Below are 16,578 nucleotides of genomic sequence, written 5' to 3' on the forward strand. Positions count from 1 at the left end.
AACTGCACCCAAAAAGTTGGACACCCAACGAAGTAAGGTGCAGTTTTTTATGAGCAAGTATTCTCTCAGCTTCAAGCTTGAGGTTGTGCAGCACTATCTTTCCGGGCTGGAAGGACAGGAGGCGACTGCAAAACGTTTTGGTATCGATCACAGTGCCGTTCGTAAATGGTCTGCCGCCTGGAAGCTCCATGGCGAAGCCGGGCTTACAACCCGGCATTTCACCTATTCTCCTGCTTTTAAAGAGTCCGTTATCCTGCATATGCGTGAACACCAGCTGTCTGTTCGCGAAGTCTGTGCAAAATTCACTATCCCTGCCTTTTCCACTGTTAGTCAGTGGGAACGACTGTATGATGAAGGGGGATTAGAAGCCCTTACAGACAGTCGACGCAGGAAAAAAACGATGCCAGAACGCCCTGAGAATCACCCCGTCCCTCCTTTGCAGACCCCCCTTGCTCCGGATGAACGTGAGGAACTTGAACAACTGCGTGCTGAAGTGGCATATCTAAAAAAGCTGCAGGCCTTACTCAGGGAAAGAAGCACGTCAGGACGCGGGATAAAGCGCAGGTCGTGAATGAGTTAAGGCTGAAGTTCCCTCTTGCACGCTTGTTAAAAGCTGCAGGACTGGCAAGAAGCACGTTCTACTGGCAACTGGCCAACGGTAAAAAACCAGACAAATATGCCGATGATAAGCAGCATATTTTAACGCTGTTCCATAAACATAAAGGACGGTATGGATACAGGCGAATCACGCTGGCTGGCCGCCGGGAAGGAAGCTTACTGAACCATAAAACGGTTCAGAGGTTAATGAAGGTGTTAGATTTAACCTGTTGTATCAGAAGGAAGAAATATAACTCTTACAAAGGCCGGCATGGGAAAGTTGCGGGTAATGTACTGAACCGGCAGTTCAGTGTGGATAAACCCAACCAGAAGTGGGTAACAGATGTCACGGAATTTAAAATAAGCGGAGAAAAGCTGTATCTGTCCCCGGTTCTGGATCTGTATAACGGAGAAATAGTAGCGTATCAGATGGAGTCCCGTCCTCTTCTGTCGATGGTGGATAACATGCTGTCGAAGGCTATATCTGTACTGGGCAAAAACGAATACCCGCTGCTCCACTCAGATCAGGGCTGGCAATATCAGATGGCGCATTATCAGAACCGGCTAAAGGAGGCGGGTCTAAAACAGAGCATGTCAAGAAAGGGAAACTGTCATGACAATGCAGTGATGGAGAGCTTCTTCGGCACACTGAAATCTGAGTGTTTTTACCTCACGGAACACAAGAATATCAGCGAGTTGCGCATGGCTATCGATGACTACATCCACTATTACAACCATGAAAGAATAAAACAGAAACTGAAAGGCCTGAGTCCGGTAGAGTACCGAACCCAGGCCCAGATAACCGCTTAAAATAAACTGTCCAACATTATGGGGTCAGTTCACAGTGCCCGGTTTTTTCATATCCGCAACTTACTGATGACGCTTACGTAAATTCTCAATCACTGTCGTCAGGTCGAGATCCTGGTCTTGCAGCAGCACCAGCAGGTGATACATGAGATCAGAAGCTTCATTTGTCAGCTCAAAACGGTCGTTCACCGTCGCGGCCAGCGCGGTTTCTACGCCTTCTTCACCCACTTTCTGTGCGATGCGTTTGGTGCCGCTGGCATACAGTTTCGCGGTGTAGGAGCTGGCTGGGTCAGCGGTTTTACGTTCGGCCAGCAGTTGCTCCAGCTGATACAGGAACAGCCACTGGTGGCTGGCGTCACCAAAGCAGCTTGAAGTGCCTTTATGGCAGGTCGGGCCAATCGGGTTAACCAGCACCAGCAGGGTGTCGTTGTCGCAGTCAGGCGCAATGCTCACCACATTCAGGAAGTGACCGGAGGTCTCTCCTTTGGTCCACAGGCGCTGCTTGGTCCGCGAGAAAAAGGTTACTTTGCCGCTTTCGAGCGTTTTATCCAGCGCCTCCGGGTTCATATAACCCAGCATCAATACTTCACCGGAAACCGCATGCTGCACGATGACTGGCATCAGTCCGTCGGTTTTTTCCCAGTCCAGCTCGCGGCATTGTTGCTTCGTTAACATATCCTGATCTCCACGCCCTGTGTTGCCAGGTACGCTTTTAATTCGCCAATATTGATAATTTGTTTGTGGAAGACGGAGGCGGCAAGCGCGCCGTCAACGTCGGCATCCCGGAAGGCTTCGAGAAAGTGTTCCATGGTGCCCGCGCCACCGGAGGCAATCAGCGGGACGTGGCAAACGTCACGTACTTTTTTCAGTTGTTCCAGGTCATAACCGTTACGTACGCCGTCCTGGTTCATCATGTTCAGGACGATTTCGCCCGCGCCGCGTTTTTGGACCTCCTGCACCCAGTCCAGTGTTTCCCACTGCGTGACGCGGGTACGGCTTTCATCTCCGGTATACTGATTTACATGATATTTACCAGTATCGGCGTCATACCAGGTATCAATGCCCACCACGATGCACTGCACGCCGAAGCGGTCCGCCAGACGGGTGATAAGCTCCGGTTCGGCCAGCGCCGGGGAGTTGATGGAGATTTTGTCCGCCCCGAAGGAGAGAATGCGCGCCGCATCGTCGATGGATTTAATGCCGCCAGCTACGCAGAACGGGATATCGATCACTTCCGCCACGCGTGATACCCAGCTTTTATCCACTACGCGGCCATCGCTGGAAGCGGTGATATCATAGAACACCAGTTCATCTGCGCCTTCATCGGCATAGCGTTTTGCCAGCGGGACGATGTCACCAATAATCTCGTGATTGCGGAACTGGACGCCTTTTACCACCTGCCCGTCACGGACGTCCAGACAAGGAATTATGCGTTTTGCCAGCATTGAATGGCCTCCTCAACGGTGAACTTTCCTTCCAGCAGGGCGCGTCCGACGATCACGCCGCGAACTCCGGTCCCGCGCAGGGCCGCTACGTCCTCGATTCCGCCAATGCCGCCAGATGACTGAAATGCCACCTGCGGGTATTTAGCGCACACTTCTTCATACAGCGCGACGTTTGAGCCGGCCAGCGTGCCGTCGCGGGAGATATCGGTGCACAGCACGTGCTTCAGGCCGACGGATAAATAGGTCTCAACCAGTTCTTCCAGTGAAACCCCGGAATCTTCCTGCCAGCCACTGACTGCAACCTGTTTATTACCGTGCTCGTCAATACGAACGTCCAGCGCCAGTACCAGCGCGTCGGCACCAAAACGGGCAAACCAGCTCTTGACTATCTCGGGGGATTTTACCGCCGTCGAACCCACCACCACGCGCGCCACACCTGCGTCAAGAAGCGCCGCCACGTCTGCTTCTGTACGCACGCCGCCGCCAACCTGAACCGGAACGTTGACGCCAGCGACCAGCGTTTTGATCAGCGGGATCTGGCGCTGTGCCGGGTCTTTCGCGCCGGTTAAATCAACCAGGTGCAGCACTTCAGCACCCTGGGCTGCATAATCCTGCAAACGGGGGAGAGGATCGTTGCCGTAATCACGTTGCTTAGCGTAATCGCCCTGATGAAGACGCACCACCGTGCCGTCGATTAAATCTAATGCCGGAATAATCATTACATCTCCAGAAAGTTTTTCAGCAACTGTGCCCCAGCCGCGCCCGAACGTTCCGGGTGAAACTGTACGCCAAAGAAATTGTCCTTTTGTACTGCCGCGGTAAACGGTTCGCCGTAATTGCACTGGGCGATGGTCCACGGGTTTACCGGCATAGCGTAGCTGTGTACAAAGTAGAAATACGCACCATCTTCAATGCCCTGGAACAGACGGTTCCCCGCCTGCGGATAGACGCGATTCCAGCCCATATGCGGCAGCGGCAGACCGAAATCGGTCATCTTCGGGACGTCCTGTTCAATAATGCCCAGTAGTGAGACACCGTTACTCTCTTCGCTGCGACGGCCCAGCAGTTGCATACCTAAACAGATCCCCAGTACCGGTTGCGTACAGGCTTTAATCAGTTCAATCAGTTCGCGCTCGTGCAACTGGTCCATAGCCGCCTGCGCGGTGCCGACGCCCGGCAGAAACAGTTTATCGGCGCGCAGCACCACGTCCGGGTCACGGCTGACAACGGGATCATATCCGTGGCGTGCGACGGCGGATTTTACCGAGTGCAGATTGGCGCAGCCGGTGTCCAGAATCACCACGTTCATTACAGCACTCCTTTTGAAGAGGGCAGCGTGTCGCCTTCTACACGAATCGCCTGACGCAGCGTACGGCCAAAGGCTTTAAACAGGCTCTCCACACGGTGATGGTCATTTTTGCCTTTGGTTTTCAGGTGTAGGGTGACGCCCATGGTGTAGGAGAGTGAACGGAAGAAGTGTTCGATCATCTCCGTGCTCAGATCGCCAACGCGCTGGTAGGTAAACTCCGCGCGGTACTCCAGGTGTGGGCGGCCGGAGATATCCAGCGCGCAACGTGCCAGGCACTCATCCATTGGCAGTACAAAACCAAAACGGTTGATGCCGCGTTTATCGCCTAACGCCAGCTTTAAGGCTTCGCCCAGCGCCAGACCGGTATCTTCAACGGTGTGGTGATCGTCTATATACAGATCGCCCTTGACGGCAATCTCCATGCGAAAACCGCCGTGGGTGGCGATTTGATCCAGCATGTGGTCAAAGAAGCCAACGCCAGTATTGATTTTGCTGCGGCCTTCGCGGTCCAGCCAGACTTTGACGTCAATCTGCGTTTCTTTTGTATTACGCTCAACGTGTGCGTAGCGGTCACGTTTGGTCAACTGCTCGCCGATCATCGCCCAGTTTAGGGTGTCGCGATGGTAACGCAATCCGCTAATGCCCATGTTTTCAGCGAGCTGAATATCGGTCACCCGATCGCCAATGACGTAGCTGTTCGCCATATCCATGGCCTGTTCAACCAGATACTGTTCAACCAGCTTCACTTTTGGCTTACGGCAATCACACTCGTCCGCTGGCAGGTGCGGGCAGATCAATACTTCATCAAACTTCACGCCCTGAGAGGTGAAAATTTGCATCATCAGGTTATGCGGACCGTCAAAATCAGCCTGTGGGAAACTCTGGGTTCCGAGTCCATCCTGGTTGGTAATCATAACCAGCTTAAAACCTGCTTTTTGCAGTTTCAGTAAAACGGGAACAACTTCCGGCTCGAAGGCGAGTTTGTCAAAGCGATCGACCTGAAAGTCACTTGGCGGTTCGGAAATCAGGGTTCCATCACGGTCAATAAAAAGATACTTCTGGCTCATACTTGCTCCGCACGTAAGGCGTCAATGACGCGCTGGCTCTCTTCACGGGTTCCGACAGTAATTCGCAGGCAGCCGCTTAACGAAGGTTGTTTATTCTGATCTCGTAAGATAATGCCCTGATCCCACAAAGATTTAAATACGCTACTTGATGCGGTGAAGCGCGCCAAAACATAGTTGGTTTCAGAATCGAATACCTGCTCTACACAGCGAATTGTTTTCAGGTTATCTACCAGATACTGACGCTCTTCCAGGATCTGCTCTACGCGTTTACGCATGGCGGAAATCCCTTGCGGCGTCAGCGCCTGGGCGGCGATATCTGCCACCGGCGTAGAGAGCGGGTAAGGGGCAATCACTTTTAACAGCAGATTGATAACCTCTTCGTTCGCCAGCGTAAACCCGCAGCGTAAACCGGCGAGCGCAAACGCTTTGGACAACGTGCGTAATATCACCAGATGCGGATACTCAGACAGCCAGCCTGCCAGCGTGGCCTGCGGGCAAAACTCAATATAGGCCTCATCAGCGACCACAATAGCTTTACCCTGCGTCATTTCGAGCAGTGAACGCAGATCCTGCGGGTTTATCAGCTGACCGGTTGGGTTGTTCGGGCTGCAAACGTAGACTACCTTCACGCCATCAAGCTTGTCCGCGATGCCTTGCAAATTCAGTTGCCAGTTCTCAAGGGTCGGAACGGTGCGGCACTCAACGCCAATCGTTTCGGCACTGACGCTGTACATGCCGTAAGTCGGCGGGCAGTAGAGAATGGCATCTTTACCGGGTTCACAAAACGCGCGCACCAGCAGTTCGATCCCTTCATCTGCGCCGCGGCTGACCAGCACCTGCTCCGGTTTGACGCCAGCATACTGCGCGTAATTCTCAATCACCGCTTTCGGCTGACACTCCGGGTAGCGGTTCAGCGTCTGCTGACTGAGCTGGAACTCCACGGCAGTGGGGTATTCATTCGCGTTGAGCCAGACATCGCCGTTACCACCGAGACGACGGGCAGACTGATAGGGCGTTAATTCGCGAACATTCTTACGGGCTAAATCAGTGACGCTGAGAAAGTTGTCAGTGCTCATGCTTGCTCCTTCAGGGCGTTAACGCGCAGGGTGACGGCATTTTTGTGGGCAGTCAGTCGTTCAGCAGCGGCCAGTGTTTCAATGGTTGAGGCCAGGGCAGAGAAACCTTGTGGGGTTAATTCCTGTACGGTCATCCGTTTCTGGAAATCAGCCAGCCCAAGGCTTGAGCAGGTCGCGGTATAGCCGTAGGTCGGAAGAACGTGGTTGGTGCCAGAAGCATAGTCGCCTGCGGATTCTGGCGACCAGTCGCCGAGGAACACCGAACCGGCGCTGGTGATCTCATCAACCAGTTCACGCGCGTTGCGGGTCTGAATAATCAGGTGTTCCGGACCGTAGGCGTTAGATATTTCAACGCACTGCGCCAGATCTTTCGCCACGATTAAGCGGCTGGCGGAGAGTGCCTGACGTGCGGTCTCAGCGCGGGAAAGCTCAGCGAGCTGGCGTTCAACGGCTTTGGCAACGCCTTCGGCAAGCGTAGCGTCTGGCGTCAGTAGAATAACCTGCGAGTCGGGGCCGTGTTCTGCCTGAGAAAGCAGGTCAGAGGCAACAAAGTCCGGCGTCGCGCCGCTATCGGCGATAACCAGCACTTCGGACGGGCCAGCAGGCATGTCGATGGCCGCGCCGTCAAGACGCTGGCTGACCTGGCGTTTGGCTTCGGTCACATATGCATTGCCTGGCCCGAAGATTTTATCGACCTTAGGAATAGATTCGGTGCCCAGCGCCAGCGCGGCAATGGCCTGCGCGCCGCCCACATTAAACACCTCTTTTACGCCACACAGTTGCGCGGCGTAGAGGATTTCATCGGCAATCGGCGGCGGTGAGCACAGCACCACTTTTTTGCAGCCAGCGATGCGCGCCGGGGTCGCCAGCATTAATACAGTAGAAAACAGCGGCGCCGAACCTCCAGGAATATACAGGCCCACGGAAGCGATAGGGCGGGTAACCTGCTGGCAACGCACGCCCGGCTGGGTTTCGATATCCACCGGCGGCAGGATCTGCGCGGTGTGGAAAGTATCAATATTTCTCACCGCCGCCTGCATCGCTTGTTTTAGCTCGTTGCTCAGGCGACTGCTGGCTTGCTGGATTTCTTCCTCGGTCACGCGCAGCGCGCCAACCTCGGTTTTATCGAACTTTGCGCTGTATTCACGCAGCGCCCGGTCACCGTTATTTTTGACGTTCTCAAGGATCTCGGCCACCGTACGGCTGATGCTTTCAGAGGCGGAAATTGCCGGGCGCATCAGCAGTTCGCGCTGCTGCTCAGGGCTACAGCTATTCCAGTCAATCGGGGTATTGAAGCTCATGGTCGTTACTCCATCATCGGGTGTTGCCGGATGGCGGCGCTGCCTTATCCGGCCTACAAGACCCGTAATATCAATAATTGTGACAATTCTTGTAGGCCTGATAAGCGAAGCGCTATCAGGCAACAGATCACTCCATCATCTTCTCAATCGGCAACACCAGAATTGAGCTGGCACCGAGCGCTTTCAGTTTTTCCATTGTTTCCCAGAACAGGGTTTCGCTGCTGACCATGTGCATGGCAACGCGCTGCTGGTCGCCTGCCAGCGGCAGAATGGTAGGGCGCTCTGCGCCGGGCAGCAGGGCGATGACCTCGTCCAGACGCTCGCTCGGCGCGTGCATCATGATGTATTTGGATTCACGGGCCTGAATAACCCCCTGGATACGGGTCAGCAGTTTGTCGATCAGTTGTTGCTTGGCTTCGGCCATTTCGCCGTCGCGCTGAATCAGACAGGCTTTAGAGCGGTAGATCACTTCTACTTCGCGCAGACCGTTGGCTTCAAGCGTTGCGCCGGTGGACACCAGATCGCAAATCGCATCAGCCAGACCCGCACGGGGAGCGACTTCTACTGAGCCGTTTAACAGACAAGATTTAAACGAAACTCCTTTCTGATCGAGATAACGTTTGAGCAGGTGTGGGTAAGAGGTCGCGATACGTTTACCGTTCAGCGCTGCCGGGCCATCCCAGGCTTCATCAACCGGGGTTGCCAGCGAAAGACGGCAGCCGCCGAAGTCCAGACGGCGCAGGGTAAAATAGCGAGGGTCTTCACCCTGGGCCCGGCGGTTGAGCAGTTCCTCTTCCAGAACATTTTCCCCGATGATGCCGAGGTCAACGACACCGTCCATCACCAGACCTGGGATATCGTCATCACGCACGCGCAGAATATCGATCGGCATGTTCTCCGCCATCGCAATCAGGCGCTGGGTGTGAAGATTAATTTTAATGCCGCAACGGGCCAGTAATTCGCGTGAATCATCGCTTAAGCGGCCTGATTTCTGCATAGCTATGCGTAAACGGGTGTTGTCTAACATTCTTTATTCCTCGTTATCCTGTCTGAATCAGTTTGGGTCACGCACAAAAAAAGCCCCCGGAAGAAATCTTCCGGGGGCTTTCTCATACGCTCATGCACCGCTGGAAGATTTAAATGTCTCCCAGCACACATCGCCTGAAAGACTAGTCAGGATGATGGTGATGATGGTGTTTGAATTGAGCGCGTGTCATAAATTTTCTCGATGAATGTTTATTCATTTGATGTCTTTTAACCTAAACCACTTTAGCTACGGAAAGCAAGGGCTTTTTTTGATCATTAATTCATTTCATATTGATACTATGAATTGTCAGCCACCGTGGGCTGGCGTAGCCTTGCGTTATAGGCCAAAAGTCAGGAGAGAAGGCATGAAAAAGGTCGCAATTGTCGGGTTAGGTTGGTTAGGCATGCCGTTAGCCATGTCGCTGGCGGCGAGAGGCTGGCAGGTTACCGGCAGCAAAACCACATTGGATGGGGTGGAAGCGGCCCGCATGAGCGGTATCGAGAGTTACTCGCTGCGCCTGGAACCTGAACTGGTCTGTGAGGCTGACGATCTCGATGCACTGATGGACGCCGATGCGCTGGTCATTACGCTGCCTGCACGCCGTAGCGGTCCCGGGGAGGCATTTTACCTGCAGGCAATGCAGGAACTGGTGGACAGTGCGCTGGCGTACCGCATCCCTCGAATTATTTTTACCAGTTCGACGTCAGTCTATGGTGACGTTCAAGGAACAGTGAAAGAGGGAACGGCGCGTAATCCGGTCACGGCGAGCGGTCGTGTCCTGAAAGAACTTGAAGACTGGTTGCACAATTTGCCAGGTACGTCGGTGGATATTTTGCGTCTGGCCGGGTTGGTCGGTCCGGGAAGACATCCTGGTCGCTTCTTCGCTGGCAAGACGGCACCAGACGGACATCATGGCGTCAATCTGGTGCATCTGGACGATGTAGTTTCTGCCATCACGTTACTGCTGCAAGCGCCTAAAGGGGGACACATCTATAATATATGTGCGCCTATGCATCCGGCGCGTAACGTGTTCTATCCGCAGATGGCCCGCCAGTTGGGGATGGAGCCGCCGGAATTTCGCGGCGGTACGGATAACGGTAAAGGTAAAGTCATTGATGGCAACCGTATTTGTAATGAGCTTGGGTTTGAGTACCAGTATCCCGACCCGCTGGTGATGCCAATGGAGTGACAATCCAGCAGAGTGCCGCTGTATACCGCCAGGGGGCGAGTATGAAACCACTGCTGGACGTTCTTATCATCCTCGATGCATTAGAAAAAGAGGGCAGTTTCGCGGCGGCGTCGGCAAAATTGTTTAAGACGCCGTCTGCACTTAGCTACACGGTCCATAAGCTGGAAAGCGATCTTAATATTCAGCTACTCGATCGCAGCGGACACCGGGCTAAGTTCACCCGCACCGGACAGATGCTGCTGGAAAAGGGGCGGGAGGTGCTGCACACCGTCCGTGAACTCGAAAAACAGGCGATTAAACTTCACGAAGGCTGGGAGAATGAACTGGTTATTGGCGTAGATGATACGTTTCCCTTTTCACTGCTGGCCCCACTCATCGAATCTTTCTATCAACACCACAGCGTGACGCGCCTGAAATTTATCAATGGCGTGCTGGGCGGCTCCTGGGATGCCCTCATTCAGGGCCGGGCGGATATTATCGTTGGCGCCATGCATGAACCCCCTGCAGCGAGCGAATTTGGTTTTGCACGGTTGGGAGTTTTGGAACAGGTGTTTGTGGTTGCGCCGCATCACCCGCTGGCGCAGGAACAGGAACCGTTAAATCGTCGTACCATTCGCCGTTTTCGCGCCATTGTGGTGGGCGACAATGCGCAGCATGCCAACGTCTCAGGTTCCCAGGTGCTTGACGATCAGGAAGCTATTACCGTTTTTGACTTCAAAACCAAGCTGGAATTGCAAATCAGCGGTCTGGGATGTGGTTATATTCCGCGCTACCTGGCGCAGCGATTTCTGGAGAGCGGCGCACTGATTGAGAAAAAAGTGGTCGCACAAATTGTCTTTGAACCCGTGTGGATAGGCTGGAATGAACAGACCGCCGGGTTGGCCAGTGCCTGGTGGCGGGATGAAATTTTAGCAAATAGTGCTATTGCAGGGGTGTATGTGAAAATGGCTGCTGATAAATCAATCAGTTAAGAAAAAATATTCTTTTGTGGCTACTTCAATCTCTTGTTATTTCTCCCCAATTTAGTGCAAAATACGCCGCTTGCAAAAAATGACATTAACCGACGTTTTAATACGCGTCGGTTATTTTTTTGCATCAAACCAATCATTCATAAAAGAGGCCGGGCTTCGTACCGGATAGATACTTACTTAAAAATCGACAGTTGTTGTCGCTGAGGATTAACAAAAAATGGGGCAATTTTTTGCTTACGCGACGGTTTTCGCCGTAATGGGGGATAACCATGTCGCATAACGCTACTCCAAACACCTCTCGCGTGGAATTACGTAAAACGCTTACGCTGGTTCCGGTTGTCATGATGGGCCTTGCCTATATGCAGCCGATGACGCTGTTCGATACATTCGGTATCGTATCAGGAATGACCGATGGTCACGTCCCGACAGCTTACGCCTTTGCACTGATCGCCATCCTCTTTACCGCACTGAGCTACGGTAAACTGGTGCGTCGCTATCCGTCTGCAGGCTCTGCCTACACTTACGCCCAGAAATCCATTAGCCCGACCGTTGGCTTTATGGTGGGTTGGTCATCACTGCTGGACTACCTGTTCGCACCGATGATCAACATTCTGTTGGCAAAAATTTATTTTGAAGCCCTGGTGCCGTCGATACCGTCATGGATATTCGTGGTGGCGCTGGTGGCCTTTATGACCGCCTTTAACCTGCGCAGCCTTAAATCCGTTGCGAATTTCAACACCGTAATCGTGTTGTTGCAGGTGGTGCTGATTGCAGTGATCCTCGGCATGGTCGTTTATGGCGTGTTCGAAGGGGAAGGTGCCGGTACGCTGGCGAGCAGCCGTCCGTTCTGGTCAGGTGATGCACACGTGATCCCGATGATCACGGGCGCTACCATCCTGTGCTTCTCGTTCACCGGTTTTGACGGTATCAGCAACCTGTCAGAAGAAACCAAAGACGCTGAGCGCGTGATCCCGCGTGCGATTTTCCTGACTGCGCTGATTGGTGGCCTGATCTTTATCGTCTCCACCTATCTGTTGCAGCTGTACTTCCCGGATATCTCGCGCTTCAAGGATCCAGACGCTTCACAGCCTGAAATCATGCTGTACGTCGCCGGTAAGTTCTTCCAGGTTGGCGCGCTGATTTTCTCTACCATTACCGTACTGGCGTCCGGTATGGCGGCGCATGCAGGCGTAGCGCGTCTGATGTACGTGATGGGGCGTGACGGCGTGTTCCCGAAAAGTTTCTTCGGTTATGTACACCCGAAATGGCGTACTCCGTCTATGAACATCATTCTGGTTGGTGCGATTGCTCTGCTGGCAATCAACTTCGACCTGGTGATGGCGACGGCGCTGATTAACTTTGGTGCGCTGGTGGCGTTTACCTTCGTTAACCTGTCGGTGATCTCCCAGTTCTGGATCCGTGAGAAGCGTAACAAGACGCTGAAAGACCACTTCCAGTATCTGTTCCTGCCGATGTGCGGTGCGCTGACCGTTGGTGCGCTGTGGGTGAATCTGGAAGAGAGCTCAATGGTTCTGGGTCTGATCTGGGCCGGTATCGGTCTGATTTACCTGGCTTGTGTGACCAAAAGCTTCCGCAACCCGGTGCCGCAGTACGACGAAGATGTCGCGTAATAACAGCATTTAACTAAAAAAAACGGAGACATGTTCTCCGTTTTTTTATGTGTGGGATTTATACAATCTCTTCGGCATACTGCCAGAGTGATTTCAGCAGCATCAACTTTTCTTTGTTATCCGCATACTGCTGGCTCAATAACTGCAGTTCATTGGCGTAATTTTGCAAAAACTCCGGTGTGAATACCTGGCGGCGATGGTCCAGCCAGCGTTGCTGTTCTGCTTCGTCCAGCGTTCCCGGGAAGTTACGTGCACGGTAATTAAACAACAGTTTTTCAATGCGCTTATCGACAAAGGAGATATCCAGCGCCGGTAAATTGCGTGGTTCGGTTTCCAGAACGATTTTCATCGCCGCACGGTCAGCATCGCTGAAAAAGCCGTTATAAAGTTGGGCATCTACGTTATCTGATGGTGTAAAGGGTTCTGCATCTGCAAAGATCGCAACCACTTTGTCGCGTATGTGCGGATTTTCGCGCAGAACTTTGAGATTATCCAGACAGTGCTGGCGGTTAATGCCAAGACGGTCGGCATCTTCCGGACGCAGGGTATTCGCCTGTGCCAGTACCGGGCATTTGTTGATGTGCACCAGTTTAACCGGTACGGCCGGGTTATCACCCAGATCCGCTTTAGACGTGTAAAGCCTCTCGCGCAGGGCGTCACTGTCGAGTTCGAGCAGCGGCGAAATATCACCGGCTAAGTCGACCATAATAACCGCGTTGCGATTCTCCGGATGCCACGCCAATGGCGCTACCCAGCTGGTGTTGCCGCGCCATGCGCCGAACATACCAGAGACATGGACCAGCGGCTTCATTTGCGGGACATCAATCAACGCGGCCAGCTTGTGCTTATTACGATGGCTGTAGAGATAATCAAACAGACGCGGCTGGCGCGACTTCACTAATTGCGCCATTGCAATTGTGGCGTATACGTCCGCCATCGCATCGTGAGCATTGGTATGCTCAATACCGTTGGCTTTGGTTAAATGCTCCAGGCGGAAGCTGGGTAAGCCGTCGTCGTTTTCCGGCCAGTTAATGCCTTCAGGGCGCAGGGCATAGCAGGCGCGCATCACATCCAGCAGATCCCAGCGCGAATTATCGTTCTGCCAGCTCCATGCATAGGGATCGTAGAAATTGCGATACAGGATGTTACGCGTCACCTCATCATCGAAGCGCACGTTGTTATAGCCCAGGATACAGGTTTTCGGTACGGTGAACAGGGCGTGGATGCGTGCAGCAAAAGCGGCTTCATTTTCTCCCTTTTCACGTGCTTCCTGCGGTGTGATACCCGTAATCAACACCGCCTCAGGCTGCGGCAGATAATCGTCCGCGGGTTTGCAATAAAAGACTTCTGGTTCACCGATGATGTTGAAATCATTATCTGTGCGGATAGCCGCAAATTGCGCGGGTCTGTCCAGCGCCGGATGGGTACCAAAGGTCTCGTAGTCGTGGAAGAGAAAACCAGGTTGCTGCTTGCCGTCATTCATTGTTCAGTTATGTCCGGGATCAATTTAGCGCTGGTTCAAGAATACCAAAAAATAGCGAGATAATCAGCCATGGCATTATCGAAGCTGGATTATGCACGCAATAAAATTGAGATAAACAGGGCATTAATGGAATTAATTAATAAATTTCGCACTGTTAAAATAAATTACGGAAATAAAATATCTTGAAGTTGCGGGTTTGTAAATAATCTAACTGATAACCATTATTGTTATTTTCCTCTTCTTTGTTGTGTTCTGGAAACTTTAAAAATCTTTTATAAACAATGGGTTTTTATTTATGTCAATTCGCTGTCATGCATTGTAATGAAATGTGATTGATGTAAAAAATAAATAATCTAAACGCCATATAATTATTGGATATATCTAATAACAGGAGGTTATATGAGCATTAGTCGGCGTAATTTTTTGCGAGGAGTGGGTATAGGCTGTTCAGCCTGTGCGATAGGCAGTTTCCCGCCCGGGGCACTGGCACGAAATTCTCCGGAGAGTATCAAAGGGAAAACATCCCTGACGCCAAGTTTGTGCGAGATGTGTTCTTTTCGCTGCCCAATTCAGGCTCAGGTGATTAATAATAAAACGGTTTTTATTCAGGGAAACCCTAATGCGCCACAGCAGGGGACGCGTGTCTGCGCTCGCGGCGGCAGCGGCGTTAGCCTGGTCAACGACCCTCATCGCATTGTTAAACCCATGAAACGCACAGGACCTCGCGGGAGCGGTGACTGGCAGGTTATTAGCTGGGAACAGGCGTATAAAGAAATCGCCGAAAAAATGACGGCAATAAAAACGCAATATGGTCCCCAGGGAGTCGTCTTCTCGTCTAAATCCGGCTCGCTGTCTGGCCATTTATTCCACCTCGCGACGGCTTTCGGGTCACCGAATACCTTTACTCACGCATCAACGTGTCCTGCCGGTAAAGCCATTGCCGCTAAAGTTATGATGGGTGGTGATTTAGCCATGGATATCGCCAATACCCGTTATATGGTCTCTTTTGGCCATAACCTCTATGAAGGGATCGAGGTTGCTGATACGCATGAACTGATGACCGCGCAGGAGAAGGGGGCGAAGATGGTCAGCTTCGATCCCCGTTTGTCCGTATTCTCCAGCAAGGCGGATGAATGGCATGCGCTCAAACCGGGTGGCGACTTACCGGTGCTGATGGCCATGTGTCACGTCATGATCAATGAAAATCTTTATGACGCTGACTTTGTGGCGCGCTACACCACGGGGTTTGGGCAACTGGCAGAAGCGGTACAAGAGACCACGCCAGAATGGGCGCAGCAGCTTGCGGATGTGCCCGCTGATGTTATTGTCCGGGTCACCCGCGAAATGGCCGCCTGCGCGCCGCATGCCATCGTCAGTCCGGGCCATCGCGCGACGTTTTCGCAAGAAGAAATTGATATGCGGCGCATGATCTTTACCCTCAATGTGCTGCTTGGCAATATTGAGCGTGAAGGCGGTTTGTACCAGAAAAAAGCGGCGGCAACTTACAATAAACTGGCTGGAGAGAAGGTCGCTCCGGTGCTGGCAAAACCCGATGTCAAATTACCCAAGCCAACGGCGCAGCGTATCGATCTGGTAGCCCCGCAGTTTAAGTACATCGCGGCGGGCGGTGGTGTGGTGCAAAGCATCATTGATGCTGTGTTAAACCAGACGCCTTATCCGGTGAAGGGATGGATTATGTCCCGACACAACCCTTTCCAAACCGTTACCTGTCGACCGGATCTGGTCAAAACCGTTGAACAGCTCGACCTTGTGGTCAGTTGTGATGTCTATTTAAGCGAAAGCGCGGCGTATGCCGACTACCTTTTGCCTGAATGTACTTACCTTGAGCGCGATGAAGAAGTTTCAGACATGTCGGGCCTGAATCCAGCCTATGCCCTGCGCCAACAGGTAGTGGAGCCTATTGGTGATGCGCGTCCGAGCTGGCAAATCTGGAAAGAGCTGGCCGTGCAGTTAGGCCTTGGCCAATTCTACCCATGGCAGGATATGCAAACGCGTCAGTTGTACCAGCTTAATGGCGATCATGCGCTATCTGCTGAATTGCGTCAGAAAGGGTACCGGGAGTGGGGGATTCCGTTGCTGCTGCGTGAACCTGAAGCGGTGCGTCAGTTTGTGGAACGCTATCCGGGCGCGGTGGCGGTTGACAGCGACGGTACCTATGGCGAGCAACTGCGCTTTAAATCTCCGTCAGGAAAAATTGAACTCTATTCCGAAGAGCTGGAAACGCTCCTGCCTGGCTACGGTATTCCGCGCGCGCGCAATTTTGCGCTCAAAGGCGACAGTGAACTCTATTTTATCCAGGGAAAAGTGGCGGTTCATACCAACGGTGCGACGCAATATGTGCCACTGCTTAGCGAGTTGATGTGGGATAACGCGGTGTGGATCCACCCGCAAACGGCCCGTGGAAAAGGCATCAAAAGCGGTGATGACATCTGGCTGGAAAATGCGACCGGCAAGGAAAAAGGTAAAGCGCTGGTCACCGCCGGAATTCGGCCCGATACGCTGTTTGTTTATATGGGATTTGGCGCCAAGGCGGGAGCCAAAACCGCAGCGACAACGCACGGTATTCACTGCGGTAATTTGCTTCCGCATGTTACCAGTCCGGTTTCCGGTACGGTAGTCCACACCGCTGGCGTTACGCTTCGTCGGGCATGAGA

Annotated in this window: 15 protein-coding genes, 1 pseudogene and 1 other annotated feature; of the genes and pseudogenes, 6 read left to right on the forward strand and 10 right to left on the reverse strand. The window is 52.8% G+C overall.

Features of this window, described 5'->3' with window-relative positions; translation table 11 throughout:
• The first annotated feature begins 49 nt into the window (after positions 1-49).
• Positions 50-1,407 (forward strand): IS3 family transposase gene (locus OGX92_RS04735; RefSeq protein WP_174785198.1). Its coding sequence is split into 2 segments (ribosomal slippage): positions 50-512 and positions 512-1,407, totalling 1,359 coding nucleotides; the frame shifts between segments, so codons are not numbered across the junction.
• A 60-nt stretch (positions 1,408-1,467) separates the two neighbouring features.
• Here the strand turns inward: OGX92_RS04735 and hisIE are convergent.
• From hisIE to hisL, 9 genes are all read right to left on the reverse strand, one after another.
• On the reverse strand, positions 1,468-2,079 hold the full coding sequence (hisIE, locus tag OGX92_RS04740; protein WP_000956425.1) for a bifunctional phosphoribosyl-AMP cyclohydrolase/phosphoribosyl-ATP diphosphatase HisIE: 612 nt from the start codon (positions 2,077-2,079) through the stop codon (positions 1,468-1,470).
• Positions 2,073-2,849: an imidazole glycerol phosphate synthase subunit HisF gene (hisF, locus tag OGX92_RS04745; protein WP_000880132.1), complete on the reverse strand. Its 777-nt coding sequence runs from the start codon at positions 2,847-2,849 to the stop codon at positions 2,073-2,075. Before hisF ends, hisIE begins: the two co-directional genes overlap by 7 nt.
• A complete protein-coding gene (gene hisA / locus OGX92_RS04750; RefSeq protein WP_164562622.1) occupies positions 2,831-3,568 on the reverse strand; it encodes a 1-(5-phosphoribosyl)-5-[(5-phosphoribosylamino)methylideneamino]imidazole-4-carboxamide isomerase in 738 nt (245 codons plus the stop codon). The genes hisF and hisA overlap by 19 nt, the downstream gene beginning before the upstream one ends.
• Positions 3,568-4,158, reverse strand: a complete 591-nt coding sequence (gene hisH, locus OGX92_RS04755; RefSeq protein WP_001103544.1) for an imidazole glycerol phosphate synthase subunit HisH — start codon at positions 4,156-4,158, stop codon at positions 3,568-3,570. The genes hisA and hisH overlap by 1 nt, the downstream gene beginning before the upstream one ends.
• Positions 4,158-5,225: a bifunctional histidinol-phosphatase/imidazoleglycerol-phosphate dehydratase HisB gene (gene hisB, locus OGX92_RS04760; RefSeq protein WP_164562623.1), complete on the reverse strand. Its 1,068-nt coding sequence runs from the start codon at positions 5,223-5,225 to the stop codon at positions 4,158-4,160. The genes hisH and hisB overlap by 1 nt, the downstream gene beginning before the upstream one ends.
• Positions 5,222-6,301 (reverse strand): histidinol-phosphate transaminase, encoded by a 1,080-nt coding sequence (gene hisC, locus OGX92_RS04765; RefSeq protein WP_284962002.1) that lies wholly within the window; start codon positions 6,299-6,301, stop codon positions 5,222-5,224. Before hisC ends, hisB begins: the two co-directional genes overlap by 4 nt.
• Complete coding sequence (gene hisD / locus OGX92_RS04770; RefSeq protein ID WP_063940463.1) at positions 6,298-7,602, reverse strand: histidinol dehydrogenase; 1,305 nt, start codon at positions 7,600-7,602, stop codon at positions 6,298-6,300. The genes hisC and hisD overlap by 4 nt, the downstream gene beginning before the upstream one ends.
• A 127-nt stretch (positions 7,603-7,729) precedes the next feature.
• On the reverse strand, positions 7,730-8,629 hold the full coding sequence (gene hisG, locus OGX92_RS04775; RefSeq protein WP_003834191.1) for an ATP phosphoribosyltransferase: 900 nt from the start codon (positions 8,627-8,629) through the stop codon (positions 7,730-7,732).
• A 44-nt stretch (positions 8,630-8,673) separates the two neighbouring features.
• Positions 8,674-8,796, reverse strand: a sequence feature (His leader region).
• On the reverse strand, positions 8,772-8,819 hold the full coding sequence (gene hisL, locus OGX92_RS04780; RefSeq protein ID WP_100250077.1) for a his operon leader peptide: 48 nt from the start codon (positions 8,817-8,819) through the stop codon (positions 8,772-8,774). Its footprint overlaps the feature before it by 25 nt.
• Positions 8,820-8,993: 174 nt before the next feature.
• On the opposite strand from hisL, the gene OGX92_RS04785 reads away from it, so the two are divergent.
• The 4 genes and pseudogenes from OGX92_RS04785 (at position 8,994) to plaP (ending at position 12,420) form a co-directional block, all read left to right on the forward strand.
• Complete coding sequence (locus tag OGX92_RS04785) at positions 8,994-9,818, forward strand: SDR family oxidoreductase (RefSeq protein ID WP_003834190.1); 825 nt, start codon at positions 8,994-8,996, stop codon at positions 9,816-9,818.
• Positions 9,819-9,859: 41 nt separating this feature from the next.
• Positions 9,860-10,844, forward strand: a pseudogene (locus OGX92_RS04790) (LysR family transcriptional regulator).
• A 162-nt stretch (positions 10,845-11,006) separates the two neighbouring features.
• The gene (yoeI, locus tag OGX92_RS23440; RefSeq protein WP_099045591.1) at positions 11,007-11,069 is read left to right on the forward strand and encodes a membrane protein YoeI; all 63 of its coding nucleotides are present in this window, start codon (positions 11,007-11,009) and stop codon (positions 11,067-11,069) included.
• Positions 11,059-12,420 (forward strand): putrescine/proton symporter PlaP, encoded by a 1,362-nt coding sequence (gene plaP, locus OGX92_RS04795; RefSeq protein WP_003834188.1) that lies wholly within the window; start codon positions 11,059-11,061, stop codon positions 12,418-12,420. The genes yoeI and plaP overlap by 11 nt, the downstream gene beginning before the upstream one ends.
• 58 nt (positions 12,421-12,478) lie before the next feature.
• On the opposite strand, the gene sbcB is transcribed toward plaP, so the two are convergent.
• Positions 12,479-13,903 carry an exodeoxyribonuclease I gene (sbcB, locus tag OGX92_RS04800; RefSeq protein WP_003834187.1) on the reverse strand — a complete coding sequence of 475 codons (1,425 nt, stop codon included), beginning with the start codon at positions 13,901-13,903 and terminating at the stop codon, positions 12,479-12,481.
• Positions 13,904-14,302: 399 nt separating this feature from the next.
• On the opposite strand from sbcB, the gene phsA reads away from it, so the two are divergent.
• Positions 14,303-16,576, forward strand: coding sequence for a thiosulfate reductase PhsA (gene phsA / locus OGX92_RS04805; RefSeq protein ID WP_286586285.1), 2,274 nt, complete (start codon positions 14,303-14,305; stop codon positions 16,574-16,576).
• Positions 16,577-16,578: the final 2 nt, after the last annotated feature.

Source organism: Citrobacter sp. Cpo089, from assembly GCF_030332695.1.
Classification (GTDB): domain Bacteria; phylum Pseudomonadota; class Gammaproteobacteria; order Enterobacterales; family Enterobacteriaceae; genus Citrobacter; species Citrobacter portucalensis.

Excerpts from the sequence above, each read along its gene's own strand:
- hisIE (WP_000956425.1), bottom strand. The coding sequence starts at position 2,079 with ATGTTAACGAAGCAACAATGCCGCGAGCTGGACTGGGAAAAAACCGAC.
- hisF (WP_000880132.1), bottom strand. The coding sequence starts at position 2,849 with ATGCTGGCAAAACGCATAATTCCTTGTCTGGACGTCCGTGACGGGCAG.
- hisA (WP_164562622.1), bottom strand. The coding sequence starts at position 3,568 with ATGATTATTCCGGCATTAGATTTAATCGACGGCACGGTGGTGCGTCTT.
- hisH (WP_001103544.1), bottom strand. The coding sequence starts at position 4,158 with ATGAACGTGGTGATTCTGGACACCGGCTGCGCCAATCTGCACTCGGTA.
- hisB (WP_164562623.1), bottom strand. The coding sequence starts at position 5,225 with ATGAGCCAGAAGTATCTTTTTATTGACCGTGATGGAACCCTGATTTCC.
- hisC (WP_284962002.1), bottom strand. The coding sequence starts at position 6,301 with ATGAGCACTGACAACTTTCTCAGCGTCACTGATTTAGCCCGTAAGAAT.
- hisD (WP_063940463.1), bottom strand. The coding sequence starts at position 7,602 with ATGAGCTTCAATACCCCGATTGACTGGAATAGCTGTAGCCCTGAGCAG.
- hisG (WP_003834191.1), bottom strand. The coding sequence starts at position 8,629 with ATGTTAGACAACACCCGTTTACGCATAGCTATGCAGAAATCAGGCCGC.
- OGX92_RS04785 (WP_003834190.1), top strand. The coding sequence starts at position 8,994 with ATGAAAAAGGTCGCAATTGTCGGGTTAGGTTGGTTAGGCATGCCGTTA.
- plaP (WP_003834188.1), top strand. The coding sequence starts at position 11,059 with ATGTCGCATAACGCTACTCCAAACACCTCTCGCGTGGAATTACGTAAA.
- sbcB (WP_003834187.1), bottom strand. The coding sequence starts at position 13,903 with ATGAATGACGGCAAGCAGCAACCTGGTTTTCTCTTCCACGACTACGAG.
- phsA (WP_286586285.1), top strand. The coding sequence starts at position 14,303 with ATGAGCATTAGTCGGCGTAATTTTTTGCGAGGAGTGGGTATAGGCTGT.